18 protein-coding genes and 1 pseudogene are annotated in these 17,934 nt (G+C 72.5%); 12 read left to right on the plus strand and 7 right to left on the minus strand.

Annotated elements, in window-relative coordinates; genetic code table 11:
* Nucleotides 1-192: 192 nt before the first annotated feature.
* The 3 genes from AMK26_RS25865 to ygfZ are packed head-to-tail and all read left to right on the plus strand — an operon-like array spanning nt 193 to nt 2,268.
* Complete coding sequence (locus AMK26_RS25865) at nt 193-765, plus strand: FABP family protein (protein WP_073757174.1); 573 nt, start codon at nt 193-195, stop codon at nt 763-765.
* A gap of 39 nt (nt 766-804) precedes the next feature.
* The gene (locus AMK26_RS25870) at nt 805-1,278 is read left to right on the plus strand and encodes a Fur family transcriptional regulator (RefSeq protein WP_073757175.1); all 474 of its coding nucleotides are present in this window, start codon (nt 805-807) and stop codon (nt 1,276-1,278) included.
* 9 nt (nt 1,279-1,287) lie between these two features.
* Complete coding sequence (gene ygfZ / locus AMK26_RS25875) at nt 1,288-2,268, plus strand: CAF17-like 4Fe-4S cluster assembly/insertion protein YgfZ (protein ID WP_073757176.1); 981 nt, start codon at nt 1,288-1,290, stop codon at nt 2,266-2,268.
* Between the two features lie 12 nt (nt 2,269-2,280).
* On the opposite strand, the gene dtd is transcribed toward ygfZ, so the two are convergent.
* Entirely contained in the window at nt 2,281-2,706 is a 426-nt protein-coding gene (gene dtd / locus AMK26_RS25880; RefSeq protein ID WP_073757177.1) for a D-aminoacyl-tRNA deacylase, read from the minus strand.
* Between the two features lie 114 nt (nt 2,707-2,820).
* On the opposite strand from dtd, the gene AMK26_RS25885 reads away from it, so the two are divergent.
* The 4 genes from AMK26_RS25885 to AMK26_RS25900 all read left to right on the plus strand — a co-directional run bounded on the left by AMK26_RS25885 (nt 2,821) and on the right by AMK26_RS25900 (nt 6,298).
* Nucleotides 2,821-3,417, plus strand: a complete 597-nt coding sequence (locus AMK26_RS25885; RefSeq protein WP_073757178.1) for an RsiG family protein — start codon at nt 2,821-2,823, stop codon at nt 3,415-3,417.
* Between the two features lie 40 nt (nt 3,418-3,457).
* Nucleotides 3,458-4,420: an asparaginase gene (locus AMK26_RS25890; protein ID WP_073757179.1), complete on the plus strand. Its 963-nt coding sequence runs from the start codon at nt 3,458-3,460 to the stop codon at nt 4,418-4,420.
* Between the two features lie 72 nt (nt 4,421-4,492).
* A complete protein-coding gene (locus tag AMK26_RS25895) occupies nt 4,493-5,734 on the plus strand; it encodes a GNAT family N-acetyltransferase (RefSeq protein ID WP_073757180.1) in 1,242 nt (413 codons plus the stop codon).
* A 63-nt stretch (nt 5,735-5,797) separates the two neighbouring features.
* Complete coding sequence (locus tag AMK26_RS25900) at nt 5,798-6,298, plus strand: HAD family hydrolase (protein ID WP_073757181.1); 501 nt, start codon at nt 5,798-5,800, stop codon at nt 6,296-6,298.
* A gap of 17 nt (nt 6,299-6,315) precedes the next feature.
* Here the strand turns inward: AMK26_RS25900 and AMK26_RS25905 are convergent, their stop codons facing one another.
* Nucleotides 6,316-7,290, minus strand: coding sequence for a zinc-binding dehydrogenase (locus AMK26_RS25905; RefSeq protein WP_073757182.1), 975 nt, complete (start codon nt 7,288-7,290; stop codon nt 6,316-6,318).
* A 126-nt stretch (nt 7,291-7,416) separates the two neighbouring features.
* On the opposite strand from AMK26_RS25905, the gene AMK26_RS25910 reads away from it, so the two are divergent.
* Entirely contained in the window at nt 7,417-8,031 is a 615-nt protein-coding gene (locus tag AMK26_RS25910; protein ID WP_073757183.1) for a TetR family transcriptional regulator, read from the plus strand.
* A gap of 55 nt (nt 8,032-8,086) precedes the next feature.
* On the opposite strand, the gene AMK26_RS25915 is transcribed toward AMK26_RS25910, so the two are convergent.
* Both AMK26_RS25915 and AMK26_RS25920 read right to left on the minus strand, forming a co-directional pair.
* The gene (locus tag AMK26_RS25915; protein ID WP_274536134.1) at nt 8,087-9,301 is read right to left on the minus strand and encodes a cytochrome P450; all 1,215 of its coding nucleotides are present in this window, start codon (nt 9,299-9,301) and stop codon (nt 8,087-8,089) included.
* A 34-nt stretch (nt 9,302-9,335) separates the two neighbouring features.
* Nucleotides 9,336-10,109, minus strand: a complete 774-nt coding sequence (locus AMK26_RS25920) for a tRNA-dependent cyclodipeptide synthase (protein ID WP_241838078.1) — start codon at nt 10,107-10,109, stop codon at nt 9,336-9,338.
* A 209-nt stretch (nt 10,110-10,318) separates the two neighbouring features.
* Between AMK26_RS25920 and AMK26_RS25925 the strand changes: the two are divergent.
* Nucleotides 10,319-12,303, plus strand: a pseudogene (locus tag AMK26_RS25925) (HelD family protein).
* Here the strand turns inward: AMK26_RS25925 and AMK26_RS25930 are convergent.
* Both AMK26_RS25930 and AMK26_RS25935 read right to left on the minus strand, forming a co-directional pair.
* Nucleotides 12,281-13,723: an MFS transporter gene (locus tag AMK26_RS25930; protein WP_241838079.1), complete on the minus strand. Its 1,443-nt coding sequence runs from the start codon at nt 13,721-13,723 to the stop codon at nt 12,281-12,283. The pseudogene AMK26_RS25925 and the gene AMK26_RS25930 sit on opposite strands and share 23 nt — an antisense overlap.
* 124 nt (nt 13,724-13,847) lie before the next feature.
* Nucleotides 13,848-14,336, minus strand: coding sequence for a MarR family winged helix-turn-helix transcriptional regulator (locus AMK26_RS25935; protein ID WP_073757186.1), 489 nt, complete (start codon nt 14,334-14,336; stop codon nt 13,848-13,850).
* 365 nt (nt 14,337-14,701) lie between these two features.
* Between AMK26_RS25935 and AMK26_RS25940 the strand changes: the two genes are divergently transcribed.
* The 3 genes from AMK26_RS25940 to AMK26_RS25950 all read left to right on the plus strand — a co-directional run bounded on the left by AMK26_RS25940 (nt 14,702) and on the right by AMK26_RS25950 (nt 16,191).
* A complete protein-coding gene (locus AMK26_RS25940) occupies nt 14,702-15,106 on the plus strand; it encodes a helix-turn-helix domain-containing protein (protein ID WP_073757187.1) in 405 nt (134 codons plus the stop codon).
* A 26-nt stretch (nt 15,107-15,132) separates the two neighbouring features.
* Nucleotides 15,133-15,705, plus strand: a complete 573-nt coding sequence (locus tag AMK26_RS25945; protein ID WP_073757188.1) for a hypothetical protein — start codon at nt 15,133-15,135, stop codon at nt 15,703-15,705.
* 141 nt (nt 15,706-15,846) lie between these two features.
* Nucleotides 15,847-16,191: a DUF2516 family protein gene (locus AMK26_RS25950; RefSeq protein ID WP_073757793.1), complete on the plus strand. Its 345-nt coding sequence runs from the start codon at nt 15,847-15,849 to the stop codon at nt 16,189-16,191.
* A gap of 291 nt (nt 16,192-16,482) precedes the next feature.
* Here AMK26_RS25950 and AMK26_RS25955 read toward each other — a convergent pair whose 3' ends face one another.
* The gene (locus tag AMK26_RS25955) at nt 16,483-17,769 is read right to left on the minus strand and encodes a PP2C family protein-serine/threonine phosphatase (RefSeq protein ID WP_073757189.1); all 1,287 of its coding nucleotides are present in this window, start codon (nt 17,767-17,769) and stop codon (nt 16,483-16,485) included.
* Between the last annotated feature and the right edge of the window lie 165 nt (nt 17,770-17,934).

A 17,934-nucleotide genomic window follows, 5' to 3' on the forward strand; every position in this document is an offset into this window, starting at 1 on the left:
GCTGGGACCCGGCCCTTTCTTCGCCCATACCGCTCACCGAGGAGCACCCTGTGCTTGAGGCTTTCTTCTCCGCCCTGCTGGTCCTGGTCTGCGTCGGCGTGCTCGGCTTCGCCGTGCTGACCGTGAAGAAGCTGTACCAGGGCCAGCGCTGACCTTCCCTCCAGCCACCCCTACAGATCGACAGAGCTGCTCATGATCGAGATCCCGTCCGACCTGAACCCCAACCTCGTCCCCCTCGCGTTCCTCCTGGGCACGTGGGAGGGCGCGGGCGTCTCCGACTTCCCCGGCGCCGAGAAGTGCAACTTCGGCCAGTCCGTGACCTTCAGCCACGACGGCCGGGACTTCATCGAGTACACCTCGCGCACCTGGGTCCTGGACGCCGAGGGCAACAAGGTCAAGCCCCTGGAGTCCGAGAGCGGCTACTGGCGCGTCGACAAGGAGCGCAAGGTCGAGATCGTGATGGTGCGCGACCAGGGCATCGTCGAGGTCTGGTACGGCGAGCTGGCCGACCGGAAGCCGCAGATCGACCTGGCCACGGACGCCGTCGCCCGCACCGCCGCCTCCGGGCCCTACAGCGGCGGCAAGCGGCTCTACGGGTATGTGAAGGGCGACCTGATGTGGGTCGGCGAGAAGTCGACGCCCGAGGTTCCGCTGCGGCCCTACATGTCGGCCCACCTGAAGAAGGTCGTCACGCCGGAGCAGGTCGAGTCCTGGGCCAAGGACCTCGGTGACCTGCCGGACGACGGCATCGCGTTCTTCAAGTAGCCCGAGGTTTTCCCGGTCGGTGCTCCTACACTGGAGCGCGTGGTGAGCACCGACTGGAAGAGCGACCTGAGGCAGCGCGGCTACCGGCTGACTCCCCAGCGCCAGCTTGTCCTGGAGGCGGTGGACGTGCTGGGGCACGCGACGCCCGACGACATCCTCGGCGAGGTGCGCAAGACCGCCTCCGGCGTGAACATCTCCACCGTCTACCGGACGCTGGAGCTGCTGGAGGAGCTGGGCCTGGTCAGCCACGCCCACCTCGGGCACGGCGCTCCCACCTACCACCTCGCCGACCGGCACCACCACCTGCACCTGGTGTGCCGGGACTGTACGAACGTCATCGAGGCGGACGTCGAGGTGGCCGCCGAGTTCACCGCGAAGCTCCGCCGGACCTTCGGCTTCGACACCGACATGAAGCACTTCGCGATCTTCGGGCTGTGCGAGGACTGCGCGGCGAAGGAGAAGGAGGGGACGAAGGGGCAGAAGGCGGAGGCTCCATCCGGCGGCGAGTCGTAGGCTGATCACATGCTGCGACAATCACCGACCAGCCCTCTCCTGTCCCTGCCCGGCGCCGTCCCCGCCGAGGGGTGCGACGAAGGTGTCGCCGCGCACTACGGCGACCTGTTCCGCGAGCAGCGCGCCCTCGCCGCCGGCAAGGGGCTGGTCGATCTCAGCCACCGCGGTGTCATCACCGTGACCGGCGACGACCGGCTCAGCTGGCTGCACCTGCTGCTCACCCAGCATGTCAGCGACCTCCCGGCCGGCCACGCCACCGAAGCGCTGATCCTCTCCGCGAACGGCCACATCGAGCACGCCCTGTACCTCGTCGACGACGGCGAGACGGTCTGGGCGCACGTCGAGCCCGGTACGCAGGAGGCGCTGATCGGCTACCTGGAGTCGATGAAGTTCTTCTACCGGGTCGAGGTCGCCGACCGGACGGACGACGTCGCCGTCGTCCACCTGCCGGCCGGTTCCATCGCCGACGTACCCGACGGTGTCGCCGTACGGGAGACCCCGCACGGCCGGGACCTGTTCCTGCCGCGCGGGGACCTGGAGGCGTACGCCGAGGACCACGGGCCGCTCGCCGGGATCTGGGCGTACGAGGCGCTGCGCGTCGAGGGGCACCGCCCCCGGCTCGGTTTCGAGACCGACCACCGCACCATCCCGCACGAGATCGGCCTGATCGGCAGCGCCGTCCACCTCCAGAAGGGCTGCTACCGGGGCCAGGAGACCGTCGCGCGCGTCCACAACCTGGGGAAGCCGCCGCGCCGGCTGGTCTTCCTCCACCTCGACGGCAGCGAGGTGCACCTGCCGCCGCACGGCACGCCGGTCCGGCTGAAGGCGGACGGCGAGGAGGGGCGGCAGCTCGGGTTCGTCACCACCTCCGTACGCCACCATGAGCTCGGCCCCATCGCGCTCGCGCTGGTCAAGCGCAATGTGCCGGTGGACGCGGACCTGATCGCGGGAGGTACGGCGGCGGCGCAGGAGGTCGTTGTCGAGCCGTAGGGCGCCGCGTCCTCAGACGTCGACGACGATCGTGAACGGGCCGTGGTTCGTCAGCGAGACCCGCATGTCCGCTCCGAACCGGCCCGTCTCCACCGTCGCCCCCAGCTCCCGCAGCCGCGCCACCACCTCGTCGACCAGCGGCTCGGCGACCTCGCCGGGCGCCGCCGCGTTCCAGGTGGGGCGGCGGCCCTTGCGGGCGTCCCCGTAGAGGGTGAACTGCGAAATCACCAGCAACGGCGCATTCACGTCCGAGCAGGACTTCTCGCCCTCCAGGATCCGCACCGACCACAGCTTCCGGGCCAGCTGCGCCGCCTTCTCCGCCGTGTCCTCATGGGTGACCCCGACGAGCACACACAGCCCCTCGCCGACGATTTCGCCGACCGTTTCCCCGGCGACGACGACCCTGGCCCCGTCGACCCTCTGTACCACTGCACGCATACAGACCAACCTATCCGCGTCCGAACGGGTGCAGGCGCCTGCATTGACACTGGCACAAATGGCACCATGCCTCTCAGGCGGTGTGTTCCGCACCGGTCGAGGGGACGGATTCCTATGAGTACACCTGGCGCCGGGCAGACGCCACATCCCGTACCGATGACATGTGCCGGTGGCAGAGGAGCGCTGCGGCCTCCCGCCCAGCGGACCGGTGACGCCGTCCTGCCGGAGGCGCGACAGCACGACCTGAAGGCCATGCGGCTGCCGGAACTGCGCGCGCTGCGCCGGGACTCGCACGGCGACGAGGCGGACCTGAGCTACGTACGGAGGCTTCTCCAGGGCCGGATCGACATCCTGCGCGCCGAACTGGCACGCCGCGGCGGTACGGAGGTGGCGGTCGTGGACCGGCTGTCGGAGATCCTCGCGGACACCCCGTCGCGGCACCGTTCGTCGGCCCGTCATGTGACGCTCTCCACACCGCGCGGCGAGGAGTACCGGCGGCTGGCCGCCGACATGCTGGCGGAGGTGGAGCTGTCGGACCTGTCCGCCCGGACGGACGAGGAGCTGCACGCCGCGATGGGGCGGCTCGCGCGCTACGAGCAGCAGGTGTCGCGGCGCCGGCAGCAGCTGCAGCGGACGGCCGACGATTGCAGTGCCGAGATCGCGCGCAGGTACCGTGAAGGCGAAGCACAAGTAGACGACCTGCTCCGCTGAGTACGGGGAGGCAGGTCACCGTCCCGGAAGGCCGGCCGTCATGACCTCCTCCGCCACCGCCGTCATACCCCCGGTCCTCGCCGAGGTCGTCCGTTCCGGCTTCGTCGAGGGCCATCACCGGGGGGCGCTGGTCGTGCTGGCCGCGGACGGCACCGTAGAGCTGTCTGCCGGGGACCCGACGGCGCCGGTCTTCCCGCGCTCGTCCAACAAGCCCATGCAGGCCGCGGCGCTGCTGCGGGCCGGCCTGGACCTGTCGGGGGAGCGCCTCGCGCTGGCCGCCGCGAGCCACTCCGGCGAACCGTTCCACCTGGACCTGGTCCGCAAGATGCTCGCCGACCACGGGTTCACCGAGGCCGACCTCCAGACCCCGCCCGACCTGCCGCTGGACCCGGTGGAATCCGAGGCGTACCTGGCCGCCGGCAACGTCCGGGAGCGGATCACCATGAACTGCTCGGGCAAGCACGCGGCGATGCTGGCCGCCTGCGCGCTCAACGGCTGGGACCCGGCCTCCTACCTGGACCCGCTCCACCCGCTCCAGGCGCTGATCCTCGACGAGGTGCAGGCCGCGTCGGGCGAGAGCGTGCCGGTGGTCGGTACGGACGGGTGCGGCGCGCCGCTGATGGCGATCAGCCTGGTGGGCCTCGCCCGCGCGTTCCGCTCGTACGTGCTCGCCGAGCCGGGGACGCCGCAGCGGCGGGTCGCCGACGCGATGCGCGCGCACCCCGAGTACGTGGCGGGCACGCGGCGCCCGGACACCTGGCTGATGCGGGAGGTGCCGGGGGCGCTGTCCAAGATGGGCGCCGAGGCGGTCCAGGCGGTCGCCCTCGCGGACGGCCGGGCGCTCGCCTTCAAGATCGACGACGGTTCCGGGCGCGCCCTGGGCCCGGTCCTCGCGCGGGCGCTGCGGATGCTGGACGTGGACGCGCCGGTGGTGGGCCGCATCGGTGACGCGCCGCTGCTGGGCGGCGGACAGCGGGTGGGCGAGATACGCGCGGCGTTCTGAGCCCTGAGCCCGGGGGGCGCGGGGCCGGAAAACCGGGTGCGTCCGCCGTGGGGCGGCGCCTAGCGTGACGCCATCAGCGTCGACGTCCGCACGGTCACGGAGTCCGAGTTCCCCGACTGGCTGCGCGCCCGCCGCGTCGGGTTCATGCAGCCGCCCACGGTCCCGGACGGAGAGGCCGAGCAAAGGCTCCCGTACGTGGACCTCGCCCGTACCCAGGGGGCGTTCGACGCCGGGCGCTGCGTCGCCACCTACCGCTCCTTCGCGCAGGAGCTGACCGTCCCCGGAGGCGCCAGGGTCACCGCGAACGCCGTGTCCGCCGTGACCGTCTCACCGACGCACCGGCGGCGCGGGCTGCTCAGCCGCATGATCGCCACGGACCTCGCGGCGGCCAGGGAGCGCGGCGAGGCCCTCTCGACGCTGATCGCCGCCGAGTACCCGATCTACGGCCGGTACGGGTACGGGCCGGCCGCCTGGACCACCGAGTGGACCGTCGACGTACGGCGCGCCGGCCTCGACCCGCGCCGGCCCGGGCCGGACGACGGCGGTCGCGTCGACCTGGTCACGCCGGACGACATCCGCAAGCTCGGCCCCGGCCTCCACGACCGGCTCCGCGCCGTGCGGCACGGCATGGTCAGCCGGGACCAGCGCGTCTGGGACGTCGGCACGGGCGCCGCGCGCCTGCCCGGCGAGCCCTGGACGGAACCCTTCTACGCGACGTACCGGGCGGCGGACGGGGAGGTGGAGGGGTACGTCTGCTACGCCACCGACGACACCTGGGAGGCCAAGCGGCCGCTGTGCTCCGCGACCGTGCGCGACCTGATCGCCGTGACCCCGGCCGCCGAGCGCGCGCTGTGGCACTTCGTCTGCTCCGTCGACTGGATGACCACGGTCACGACCGGCTACCGCGCCCCCGACGACCTGCTGCCCCTGCTGCTGCCGGACCCGCGCGCGGCGCGCGTCACGACGCACGCCGACTTCCTCTGGGTGCGGATCCTCGACGTCGTACGGGCCCTGGAGGCGCGCGCGTACGCGGGGTCCGGCACCCTCGTGCTGGAGCTGTACGACCCGGCGGGCCCGGCGGGCGGCCGCTTCCGGCTGGACGTCTCGCCGGAGGGCGCGTCGTGCGCGCCGAGCACCGCGTCGCCGGACCTCATCATGGACGTGCGGGAGCTGGGGACGCTGTACCTGGGCGACGAGTCGGCGGTGCGGCTCGCGGCCCTGGGGAGGGTGGAGGAGTCGGCGCCGGGCGCGGCGGCGGTGGCGGACACCCTGCTGCGCACCTCGCGCCGGCCGTGGTGTCCGGACGTGTTCTAGCCCTGCGCGGACCTGATCTGACACCCTCGTCCCACCCCTGACCCCGACCCCCGGGCGGCAGCTGTGTACGACGACCTGACCGACGTCATCGGCGGCACCGAATACGTCCTGTTCGGCTTCGACGGCCCCCTCTGCCGGCTGCGCGGTGCGGCGACCGCATGGCCTACGCCGTACGCCGACCCGCTGATCCGCACCCTGCACGCGGTCGGCACGGGCCTCGCCGTCGTCTCCGGCACCTGTCCGGCGGCGGTGGAGCGCTACCTCGCCGACCGGGGCCTGTCCGGCTGTTTCGGCCCGCACGTCCACGGCCGCGTCGACCAGGCCCTCACCTCGCTCGGCGCGGCGCCCGGGGTGTCCCTGGTGATCGGCGCCACGCCCGCCGACCTGACCGCCGCCCGTGAGTCGGGCGTGCCGTTCCTGGGCTACGGCCGCGACGACGATCGCGTCGACCTGCTGCGCCGGGCCGGGGCGCGGCGCGTGGTGACGTCACTGGAGCCGGTGCTCACCGCCGTACGCGCCGCCGCTCACCGCTCAGCGCGTACGTACACGGAACAGCGCACCTGACAGGCCGACCGGCCGGGTCACACCGTGAGCACCACCTTGCCCAGCAGGCTCCGGTTCTCGATCGCCGCGTGGGCCTCGGCCGCCCGGTCCAGCGGGAACGTTCCGCCGATCACCGGTCGCAGCCGCCCGGCCGCCGCCTCCGCGAGGGCCCGGTCCGCCAGCCGGGCGTAGGCCTCCGGCGGCAGCTGGACGTCGCCGATGCCGAGCAGCCGTACGCCGCGCCGCTCCGCCTCGCCCGGGTCGACGGCGGCGAAACCGCCGGTCGGCGCCCCGTGCGCGGAGAACCGCCCGCCGTCCACGACGAGCCCGAACGCCGCCAGGCCCGGCTGACCGCCCACGCCGTCCAGTACGACGTCCGCGCCCGCCGGGCCGAGGGCGTCGCGGGCGTGCCGTACCCAGTCGGGGGCGTCCGTGTCGACCACCGCGTCGGCGCCCAGCTCCCGTACCAGCGCGGTCTTGCGCTCACCGCGCGCGGTGCCGACGACCCGGGCGCCCGCCGCCTTCGCCAGTTGCACCAGCAGCGTGCCCATCCCGCCGGACGCGCCGACGACCAGCACCGTCTCGCCGGGTTTCGGCTCCGTCGCCTCCAGCAGCGCGGTCGCGGTGACGCCGTCGTGGACGAGGGCCGCCGCCTCCGTGAACGCCAGCCGGTCCGGCAGGGGCACCACCGACCCGGCGTCGGCGACGGCACGTTCGGCGTACCCGCCGGTGTGGCCGATCGAGGCGACCACCCGGCGGCCGAGCCACGCCGCCCCGTCGACGCCCGCGCCGACGGCCCGGACCGTACCGGCGATGCCGCCGCCCGGGACGTACGGCGGCTGGAGCGTGAAGTACTCCCCGCCCCAGCCCGACCGCAACTGCGTCTCCAGGAAGATCGTGTCCACCGCGGCCACTTCGACGAGCACCTGACCGGGCCCCGCCACCGGTTCCGGGACGTCCGCCGGGACCAGCACCTCCGGGCCGCCGAACGCCCTCACCTGCGCCACGCGCATCGCACTCACACCCCTCCCGTGCACGGGCGTTGGTCCGGCCTGTCCGGCGCCCGCGCAGCCGAGTCTGGAACGTCAAGTCCGGTTGAGGTCAACGGGTGCGGCCGGCGGGTGCGTAGGCTCGGCGGCATGAGCGGTGACATGGGGCTGCGGGAGCGCAAGAAGCGGCGGACGTACCAGACGATCTCCGACACGGCGATCGCCCTCTTCCTGGAGAAGGGCTTCGACCGGGTCTCGGTCGCCGAGGTCGCCGCGGCCGCCGAGGTCTCCAAGCCGACGCTCTTCCGGTACTTCCCCGCCAAGGAGGACCTGGTCCTGCACCGGTTCGCCGACCACCGCGAGGAGGCGGCACGCGTCGTCGCCGAGCGGCCCGGGGACGTCGGCCCGCTTCAGGCGCTGCACCGCCACTTCACCGACGGGCTCGCGCGCCGCGACCCGGTGACCGGGCTGAGCGACGACCCGGACGTGCTCGCCTTCCACCGGCTGCTGTACGGCACGCCCAGCCTGGTCGCGCGACTGTACGCGTACCAGGGCGCGTCCGAGCGGGCGCTGGCGGCCGCGCTGGGGGACAGCGGTCTCCCAGGCCGTCTCGCGGCCGGACAGATCATCGCCGTACAGCGGATCCTGGCCGAGGAGAACTGGCGCCGGATCGACGCGGGCGAAACCGCCGAAGCCGTGGCGGCGGACGCGCTGGCCGCCGCCGACCTGGCCTTCCGGCAACTGGCGGAGGGGCTTTCCCTCTGAACGGCAAGGCCGCCGCTCCCTCCTCCGGAAAGCGGCGGTCCTTGTCCGTGGCCGGCTACCACATCACGGGCAGCCGCTCCGGGATCCGCTTCATGAACCCGGTACGCCACACCAACTGCGCGATCGGAACGGCGAGCTGGAAGTCGGGCATCCGGTCGAGCAGGGTCTCCAGGGCGATCTCCGCGTGCTTCTTGCCGAGCGCGGTCGCGGGGCAGTAGTGCCGCCCGCCGCCGAAGGAGAGGTGGTCCGTGTTGTTCTCGCGGGTGAGGTCCACGGTCTGCGGGTCGGTGAACGCCTCCGGGTCGAAGTTGGCGCCCTCGACCAGCACCAGGACCAGCTCGCCCTTCTTGACCTCCACGTCCCCGAGCATCACGTCCTCCATGGCCAGGCGCGGCAGGCCGTCACCGATGGAGAGGTTGATCCGCAGCAGCTCGTCGACGGCCGCCGGGATCTTGTCCCGGTCGGCGAGGAGTTCGGCCCTCAGCTCCGGGTGCTGGATGAGGGAGACCAGGGCCATGGTCAGGAAGCCGGCCGTGGAGATGACCCCGGCGCCGAACATGGTCACACCGACCGTCGCCAGCATCTCGTCCGTGAGGTGGTCGTACTCCGGGTCCTCCCGCAGCGCCGCCAGCTCGGCCATCAGGCCGGTGGTGGCCGGGTCGTCCAGGCGCTCCACCATGTACGCGATGTCGCGGTCCCAGTTGAGCTTGGCACCGGCGATCGGGCAGGCGGAGTTCATGAACGCGATGTCGAGGCTGCGCATCAGCCGGGGCGCGTCCGCCTGCGGGATGCCGAGGATGTGGCAGTGCATGGCGGCGGAGTACGGGTCGGCGAACTGTCCGCGCAGGTCCCCCGGCGCTCCGTCGGCGATGACGCGGTCGACCAGGTCGGCGGCGGCCGACCGCATCCACTCCACCAGGCCGGGCGCCTTGGGGTTGAGCGCCTTGAGCACGGCCTTGCGCAGCCCGGCGCCGGTGATGTTGCCCATGTTGTTGACGACTTCGGGCGGGATCGTCAGCGCGTACTGCCGGGGTACGCCGGGTGCCGAGGTGTCCTTGAGGCTGAACCTCGGGTCCTCCAGCACCCGCTTGCACAGGGCGTGGGAGGACACCAGCCACGCCTCGTCGCCGGCGATGGTGCGCACCCGCTTGACCGGGTACTTCTTGCGCAACAGCTCCACCTCGGCGGGTATCTGGTCGCCGCGCCAGGAGAACGGGAAGTCGAGAAGCTGGTCGGGCAGTGTCTCGTCGGGCAGTGTCTCAGCGGACACCGTCTCAGCGGACATCGTCCCAACGGACATCGTCTCAACGGACATCGGAGGAGTCTCCTTCGGCGGGGTGCTGCGCGGGTGCGGCGGGGGTCACGATCGCGTGGCCCTGGTTGCGGGACGCGCGCAGCCCGGAGCCGCGCGAGTAGAGCAGCTCGGCCATCGGCAGGAGCTGGTGGTAGCAGTTGAGGGACGAGGGCACGCCCAGGATCGCCGGGGTGTCCAGGAACAGCGGCGCCTCGGCGCAGACGTACTCCACGCACACCTCGCGCTGCCGGGCCGTGGGCGTCCTGCCGTCCAGGACCTTGGAGGAGAGGAAGGCGTCGATGAGCGCGTCGCAGGTCGAGCGGAAGTCCGGGTCGGTCGCGAGCCTGCTCAGCAGGTGCCGGTGGATCTCCCGGTACGCCGGGTTGTCCAGGAACGCCGACATGGGATGGGCGCGCAGGCGCCGCCCGTCGGGGTCGACGGTCGCGACGGCGTTGGTGACCTTGGCCCGCACGCCGCGCAGGTTCTTCACGGCTTTGCGGCGGGCGTCGTCGGCGGTATAGCCGGAGGCCTCGTACATCTCGGCCACGTGGAGGTCGGTATAGACGAAGTCCACCTGGTCGAAGTGGGCGGTGCCCCAGCGGGCCAGGTCGATGACCCGCTGGGCGGAGAAGTAGCTGTTGCCGGGGGAGACGCCGATCACGGCGTGGGCGCCTTCGGCGCATATCACCTGGCAGTGTGCGGTGTAGGGCTGAACCGTGAACAGGCCCGCAGCGGTGTCCGGAGTAGTGAAGGGCTGAATCTCGAAGACGGTCTCAGTCGTCAACTGGAAGAAGTCCTTCGCGTCGCTAGTCCCGAGGAGCCTCGTGCTCCTGGTGTGGCGACGACGCCGAGAAGTTAGCTTCCGAACACGGAGAGTGTCAACGCGAGTCCTCTTGTTACATCTGCGTACACGTGGACTTACCCTGTGTGTCATCCTTCGTTCATATTGAAACTCCATAAGAAAAGTTACTCAGTTGCATTATTCTGGGTGGCATGACGTCACTCGACCATGAACTGAGCAAGGAACGGACCTTCCACGACACCTGCCGCGCCGCCCTGAACCGCATGGTCGAGGGCGCCGCCCACCACGTCGTCACCGGAGAGGACGTCTCCGCGTCCGGCGCCGACGCCGAGGCCCTCGGCCACCACCTGCGCAGCCGCGCCAAGGAACTGCGTGAGGAGCCGCGCGGCCCGCTGTTCTTCGGCCGCCTCGACCACGAGGACGGCCGGCGCCACCACATCGGCCGCCGCCGCATCGCCGAACACCCGGCCGCCCCGCCGCTCGTCGTCGACTGGCGCGCCCCCGTCGCGCGCGCCTTCTACCAGGCGAGCGCCCGCGACCCGCAGGGCGTCCTCGTGCGGCGCCGGTTCGGCTGGGCGCCGTTCGGCGACGGCGACCCGGCGGACCTGACCGGGCTGGAGGACGAGCACCTGGCCACAGGGGAGACCGGTGCGCCGAGCGCGATCGTCGCCGGCGAGATCGAGCGCCCCCGCGTCGGGCCCATGCGGGACATCGCCGCCACCATCCAGCCCGAGCAGGACGATCTCGTACGGGCCGCACTCACCGCGTCCCTCTGCGTCCAGGGCGCGCCCGGCACCGGCAAGACCGCCGTCGGCCTGCACCGGGCCGCGTACCTGCTCTACACCCACTCGCGGCGCATCGGAGCGGCGGCCTCCTGATCCTCGGCCCGAACCGCACCTTCCTGTCGTACGTCTCCGAAGTCCTGCCCGCGCTGGGGGAGTCGGACGTCCGGCAGTCGACGGTCGAGGACGAGATCGACCGGGGCCACGAGGTGCGCGCGTACGACTCGCCCGAGGCGGAGGTGGTCAAGCACGACGCCCGGATGGCCGACGTCCTGCACCGCGCTCTGTACGCACGGGTCGGCGCGCCCGCCGAGCCGCTTTCCGTGCCGGACGGCTCCTACCGGTGGCGGGTGCCGCTGGAGGAGCTGGCGCGGATCGTCGCGGAGGTACGGGCGGAGGCGCCGCCCTACGCGGTGGGGCGCGAGCGGGTGCGCAGCCGGGTGGTACGGGCGGTCCAGCTCCTGGCGGAGCGGCGGGCGGGACCGAGGAGCGGGGCGTGGACGCGGAAGACGGCGCGGGCGCGGGCGGTGTCGGCGTTCGTGGACGCGTGCTGGCCCAAGGTCACGCCGGAGGAGGTGCTCGCGGAGGTGCTGGCCGACCCCGACCCGTTCGCTGACGTGCTCACCGAACGGGAGCGGGAGGCGATCCGGTGGCCGAAGCCGCCGCGCTCGTACCGGTCGGCGCGGTGGAGCGCGGCCGACCTGGTCCTGCTGGACGAACTCGCGGGGCTCGTCGAACGGCCCTCCGGCTACGGGCACATCGTGATCGACGAGGCCCAGGACCTCTCCCCGATGCAGTGCCGGGCGATCGCCCGCCGCGCGGACTTCGGCACCCTGACCGTCCTCGGCGACCTCGCGCAGGGCACCACCCCGTGGGCCGCCCGCGACTGGCCGGAGCAACTCGCCCACCTGGGACGGAAGTCGGTGCCCGTGGTCGCCCTGACGACCGGGTTCCGCGTCCCGGCGGGCGTCGTCGCGCTCGCCAACCGGCTGCTGGACGCCCTCGACGTGGACGTACCGCCCGGCCGGTCACTGCGCCGGGACGGCGAGGTGGCGGTCCGCGAGGTGCGGGACGTGCGGGAGGCGGTGGTGGACGCGGTGCGGTCGGCGCTGACCCGGGAGGGCTCCGTCGGCGTGATCGCCACGGACCGGGCGGCCGGCGCGCTGCGCGGCGCGCTGGAGGAGGCTGGCCTCGCCGGGCCGCGCGTGACGGTGCTGCCCGCCACGCTCGCCAAGGGCCTGGAGTACGACCACGTCGTCGTAGCCGAGCCCGCCGCCATCGTGGCGGCCGAACCGCGCGGGCTGAACCGGCTGTACGTGGTCCTCACCCGCGCGGTCTCCCGCCTCGACGTGCTGCACAGCCTGCCGCTGCCTACACCGTTGCGGCCGGCTTGAGCGCCTCGCCGGTGGTGGCCGCCGGTGTGGCGCTTCGCTGACGGAGCACGGTGGCCGCGACGGCGAGGGCGGCGACGATGAGCCCCGTACCGACGGCGAAGGCCAGCCGGTACCCGCCGGTCAGCGCCTCGGCCTGCCCGCTGCCGCTCGCCACCAGCGTCTCCGTGCGGGAGGCGGCGAGCGTGGACAGGACGGCGACGCCCAGCGCCATGCCGATCTGCTGGGTGGTGTTGAACAGCCCGGACGCCAGCCCGGCGTCGTCCTCGCCCGCGTCCGACATGCCGAGCGTGGTGAGGGCGGGCAGGGCCAGCCCGAAGCCGGCGGCGAGCAGCATCACGGGCAGCAGGTCGACGACGTAGTCGGCCTGGACGGGGACGCGGGTGAGCAGTCCGAGGACGCCGATCAGCAGCACCAGCCCGGCCAGCAGGACGTTGCGCTCCCCGAAGCGGGCGTTGAGGCGGGCGGAGACGCCCAGCGACACCGCGCCGATCACGGCGGCGGCCGGGAGCATCGCGAGGCCGGTGGCGGCGGCGCCGTACCCGAGGACCTTCTGGAGGTAGAGCGCGACCAGGACCTGGAACGAGAACAGCGCGGCCACCATCAGGACCTGGACCAGGTTGGCTCCGGCGACGCTGCGCGAGCGGAGGATCCGCAGCGGCATGAGCGGGGTGGCGGCGGTCGCCTGGCGTACGACGAAGGCGACGAGCAGGAGGGCGGCGAGGGCGCCGAAGCCCAGCGTGTGGGCCGAAGTCCAGCCGTACGCCTCGACCTTGACGACGGTGTAGATGCCGAGCATCAGCCCGCCGGTGACCAGGGCCGCGCCGGTGACGTCGGCTCCGGCGGCGAGGCCGCGGCCACGGTCGGCCGGCAGGGCGGGCACGGCGACGGCGAGGGCGGCGAGCCCGATCGGCAGGTTGATGAAGAAGATCCAGTGCCAGTCGAGGGCGTCGGTGAGGACGCCGCCGAGCACCTGGCCGAGCGAGGCGCCCGCCGCGCCGGTGAAGCTGAACACGGCGATGGCGCGGGCGCGTTCGCGGGGCTCGGTGAACAGTGTGACGAGGATGCCGAGGCTGACGGCGGAGGCCATCGCGCTGCCGGCGCCCTGGAGGAAGCGGGCGGCGATCAGTACGGCGGGCGAATCACCCAGCCCGGCCAGCAGCGAGGCGGCGGTGAACACCCCCGTACCGGCGAGGAACATCCTTTTGCGGCCGATCAGGTCGCCGAGCCGCCCGGCGAGGAGCAGCAGGCTGCCGAAGGCGATCAGGTAGGCGTTGACGACCCAGCTGAGCGCGGCGGGGGAGAAGCCCAGGTCGTTCTGGATGGCCGGCATGGCGACGGTCACGATGCTGCCGTCGAGGACGGTCATCAGCATTCCGGTGGCGATGACGCCGAGGGCGAGGGTGCGTGGAGCGAGGGACATGGCGGTCTCTCCTGTCATAGGACCCGACAGGAGAGACCGTAGCAGATAGTTTTGTTGCAGACGATTTGTTGCGGACCTTTTCTCGGCCCTGTTCTCGGCCCTGTTCTCGGCCCTCTTCCGGGTCCTACTTCTCCCGCTGCCGGGCTCGCCGGGCCGGTCGCGGGCCCTCGACCGGAGTCGCCAGGTGCCCCTCGACCAGGTGGTTCAGTGCCCGCAGGAACACCTCCCGGTCACCCTCGGGGAGCGCGGCGAGCGCCTCCGCGTGTACGCGGTCGACGATCTCCTGGCTCCGCCGCGCGACCCGTGCGCCCTCCTCGGTGACGGCGATGATCCGGGCGCGCCGGTCCCTGCTGGAGGGCCGGCGCTCGGCGAGCCCGGCCTTCTCCAGGGCGTCGACCGTGACCACCATCGTGGTCTTGTCCATGTCGCCGATCTCGGCGAGCTGGATCTGGGTGCGCTCCTCCTCCAGGGCGTGGACGAGAACGCAGTGCATGCGCGCCGTGAGCCCGATCTCGGCGAGGGCGGCCGACATCCGGGTGCGCAGGACGTGGCTGGTGTGGTCGAGGAGGAAGGACAGGTCGGGTTCGGTGCGGGCGGGTGACATGGCGGTCATGTCGCCAGCGTACCCATTGGATCCGTAACGGATTATCCGAAAGGAGACTTTGCCGCGACGCGCGCACCGTCCCACGGGACACGAACCCCTCATGTGAGTGACCGGCGCCCACGGGCCTGAGCACCGATACTCCGTTGCTTGATCAAAAACCGGTTCGACGGCATGGCGCGATGCAACGACATGAGCACGCCGGACCCGCAACAACCGGGACCCGATCGCTTCGCTGATCAGATAGTGCGGGAAGCGCTCACCTTCACTGGGAACGGACATGTGAGTCGGGCTGTTCGGGGGTTACGGCGCGCCACGGGGAACACTTTTGCAAGCGGCTGCTTGCAAAAGTTAGCAAGTGCGTGCACCATCGAGGCATGGCATCACTCAACGTCGGCAATCTCGGGGAGTACCTGCGCGAGCAGCGGCGCAACGCGCAGCTGTCGCTGCGTCAGCTCGCCGAAGCCGCCGGGGTGTCCAATCCGTATCTGAGCCAGATCGAGCGCGGGCTGCGCAAGCCGAGCGCGGAGGTGCTCCAGCAGGTCGCCAAGGCGCTGCGGATCTCCGCCGAAACGCTGTACGTGCGGGCCGGGATCCTGGACGAGCGGGAGCGCGAGGAGCTGGAGACGCGTGCCGTCATCCTCGCGGACCCGTCGATCAACGAGCGGCAGAAGCAGGTGCTGCTCCAGATCTACGACTCGTTCCGCAAGGAGAACGGACTCGATACGGAGACGAAAGGTGCCGATCACACCACCGAGGACGGCACCTCACCCGAACTCTGACTCTGCGATCCGGGAGGACCACAGTCGTGGCCATCATCGAAGAACTCCGTACGCCCCTCTACTTCGCCGCCGGTACGGCCGACCTCGCCGTACAGCAGGCCAAGAAGGTTCCCGGCCTGATCGAGCAGATCGCCGCCGAGGCGCCCGCGCGCATCGACGCGGTGCGCAACACCGACCCCAAGGCCGTGCAGGAGAAGGTGAGCGCCCAGGCCAAGGAGGCCCAGGCCACCGTCCAGGCCAAGGTCACCGAGGTGCTCGGCTCCCTGGACACGGACCTGAAGAAGCTGGGCGAGAACGCCCAGCACCTGGCGCTGCGGAGCGTCGGCGTGGCGGCCGAGTACGCGGTCAGGGCGCGCGAGGCGTACGAGAAGGTCGCCGAGCACGGTGAGCAGGCCGTGAAGCAGTGGCGCGGCGAGGCCGCCGAGGAGATCAACGAGATCGCCATCGCCGTCGAGCCGGACCCGGAGCCGAAGGCGGGCGAGCCGAAGGCGGCGGATGGGCAGCCCAAGGCGCCCGCCGCGAAGAAGGCCACCCCGGCGAAGAAGGCCCCGGCCCCGCGCAAGCCGGCGGCGAAGAAGACGACGGCGTCGGACCAGTAACGCCGGCTGTTCCAGGGGCCGGGTCCCTTTCGGCGGGGCGCCGGCCCCCTGGCGGGGCGCGGGCACGTTCGGGGTGGCCGGGGCGTTGTACCGGTACCTTGGCCGCGAGGCGCTTCACTCACTGACTAGGCGGTGCTCAGCATGTTGCTCGCAGGATTCAGCACGTTCCTCTTTCTGCTCAACCTCGCCATGCTCCTGATCGCCGTGGTCGCCCTGTTCATCGCGGCGACGGCACGCGAGGACGCCTATCGCGCCGCCGACAAGCAGACCAAGATGTTCTGGCTGATCATCCTGGGCGTCACGGTCGCGGTGAACCTGCTCGTACCGATGCTGTTCCTGCAGATCGCCGGGCTCGTCGCGTCGATCGTCTTCATGGTCGACGTACGGCCCGCCCTCCAGCAGGTCTCCGGCGGTGGCCGTGGCGGCCGCCGCGGCGGCGGCTCCAGCAGCGACGGGCCGTACGGCCCCTACAACGGCGGCCGCTAGCGACACGCCCGGGCCCCGGCGGAACGCCGGGCCGCTGGCCGCCGGGGCCGGTCCCGGGGCGGGGCCGCGGGGTGGGGTCCGACGCGGTACCGCACGGTCTGCGGCGCCGGACGTCAGCGGAAGCCGACGGCGGGCCCGATGCGGTCGGCGGGCGCGGCTCCAGGACGCCGGCCCGGTGCGGTCGGCCGATCCGCCGTGGTGGAGGCCGGCGGTGCCGGACGCCGCACGCGGGGCCGAGGCCGGGCCGGACGCGGTACGGCGCGCAGGGCGCGGGATCCGCGGCGGCGGGCGTCAGCGGCGGGACGGGGCCCGGTCGGGGGCCGTCCGGTCGCGGTCGCGGGAAGTGCGTTCGCGCGCGAGCAGCAGCACGGCCACGTCGTCCGTCAGCTCCCCGCCGTTCAGCTCCCGCACCTGCGCCACCGCGGCCTCCAGCAGCTCCTCGCCGCCCAGGCCCTGCGCCAGCAGGCGGTTGACCATCTCGACCATGCCGTCCTGGCCCAGCCGCGGCGAACCCGGGCCCGCCGAGCGGCCCTCGATCAGCCCGTCGGTGTACATCATCAGGCTCCACGAGCCGCCCAGCTCCACCTGCCGGCGCGGCCAGCGGGCGCGCGGCAGCAGCCCCAGGGCGGGGCCGCCGTCCTCGTACGGAAGGAGCTGCGCCGCCCGGCCGTGCCGCGCTATCAGGGGCGAGGGGTGGCCCGCCAGGCACAGCCCGGCCCGGCGCCCGTCCGGCGCGATGTCCACCGTGCACAGGGTCGCGAAGATCTCCTCGTTGTCCCGCTCGTGCTCCAGCACCTGCTGCAGCGTCGACAGCAGCTCGTCGCCGCACAGGCCCGCCAGCGTCAGCGCCCGCCACGCGATGCGCAGCTCCACGCCGAGCGCCGCCTCGTCCGGACCGTGCCCGCACACGTCCCCGATCATGGCGTGCACGGTCCCGTCCGGCGTCCGGACGGTGTCGTAGAAGTCGCCGCCCAGCAGCGCCCGCGAGCGCCCCGGCCGGTAGCGGGCCGCGAAGCGCAGGTCGGAGCCCTGGAGCAGTGGTGTGGGCAGCAGGCCCCGCTCCAGGCGGGCGTTCTCCTGCGCCCGCAGCCGCGACTCGGCCAGCTTGACCTGGACCGAGTCGGCCCGCTTGCGTTCCACGGCGTACCGGATGGCGCGGCTCAGCAGCGGCCCGTCCAGCTCCTCGCGGCACAGGTGGTCCTGCGCCCCGGCGTGTACCGCCGCGGCCGCCAGCTCCGTGTCGCCCCGCGCGGTCAGCGCCAGGACGGCGTGGCGCGGCGCGAGGCGCAGTACGTGGTGCAGCGGCCCCAGCCGGTCGTCGTCGTCGCCCGTCCGGCCGGCGGGCAGCGCGAGGTCGACGAGCACGCAGTGCACGTCGTCGGTGAGCAGCCGCTCCGCCTCGGTGAGGTTGCGGGCGGTACGGATACGGACCCGGCCGCCGGACGCGTCGACCAGCTCCGGAACGGTGAAGGTGCCCGCCGGGTCGTCCTCGATCACCAGGAGGGTGAGGTCCGTGCTGCCGACGGCGGCGGTCTCTGCGGCCGCGTTCACCCTCTGTCGCGGTACGGGTACGGGCATCGGTGTGGTTTCCTTCCCTCCCCCCGAGGGCACGGTGGCGCGTCGGACGACACACCACCCGACGGGGACCATAGCGGTCCGCGGTGGCCGAACGGAATGGTGATCAGCGAAGAGCCGATGGCATATGCCGCGCAGCGGGAGGTAGTTGGGCACCGGGTCATGACG

Origin of the sequence: Streptomyces sp. CB03234, from assembly GCF_001905885.1 — a bacterium.
Lineage (GTDB): Bacteria > Actinomycetota > Actinomycetes > Streptomycetales > Streptomycetaceae > Streptomyces.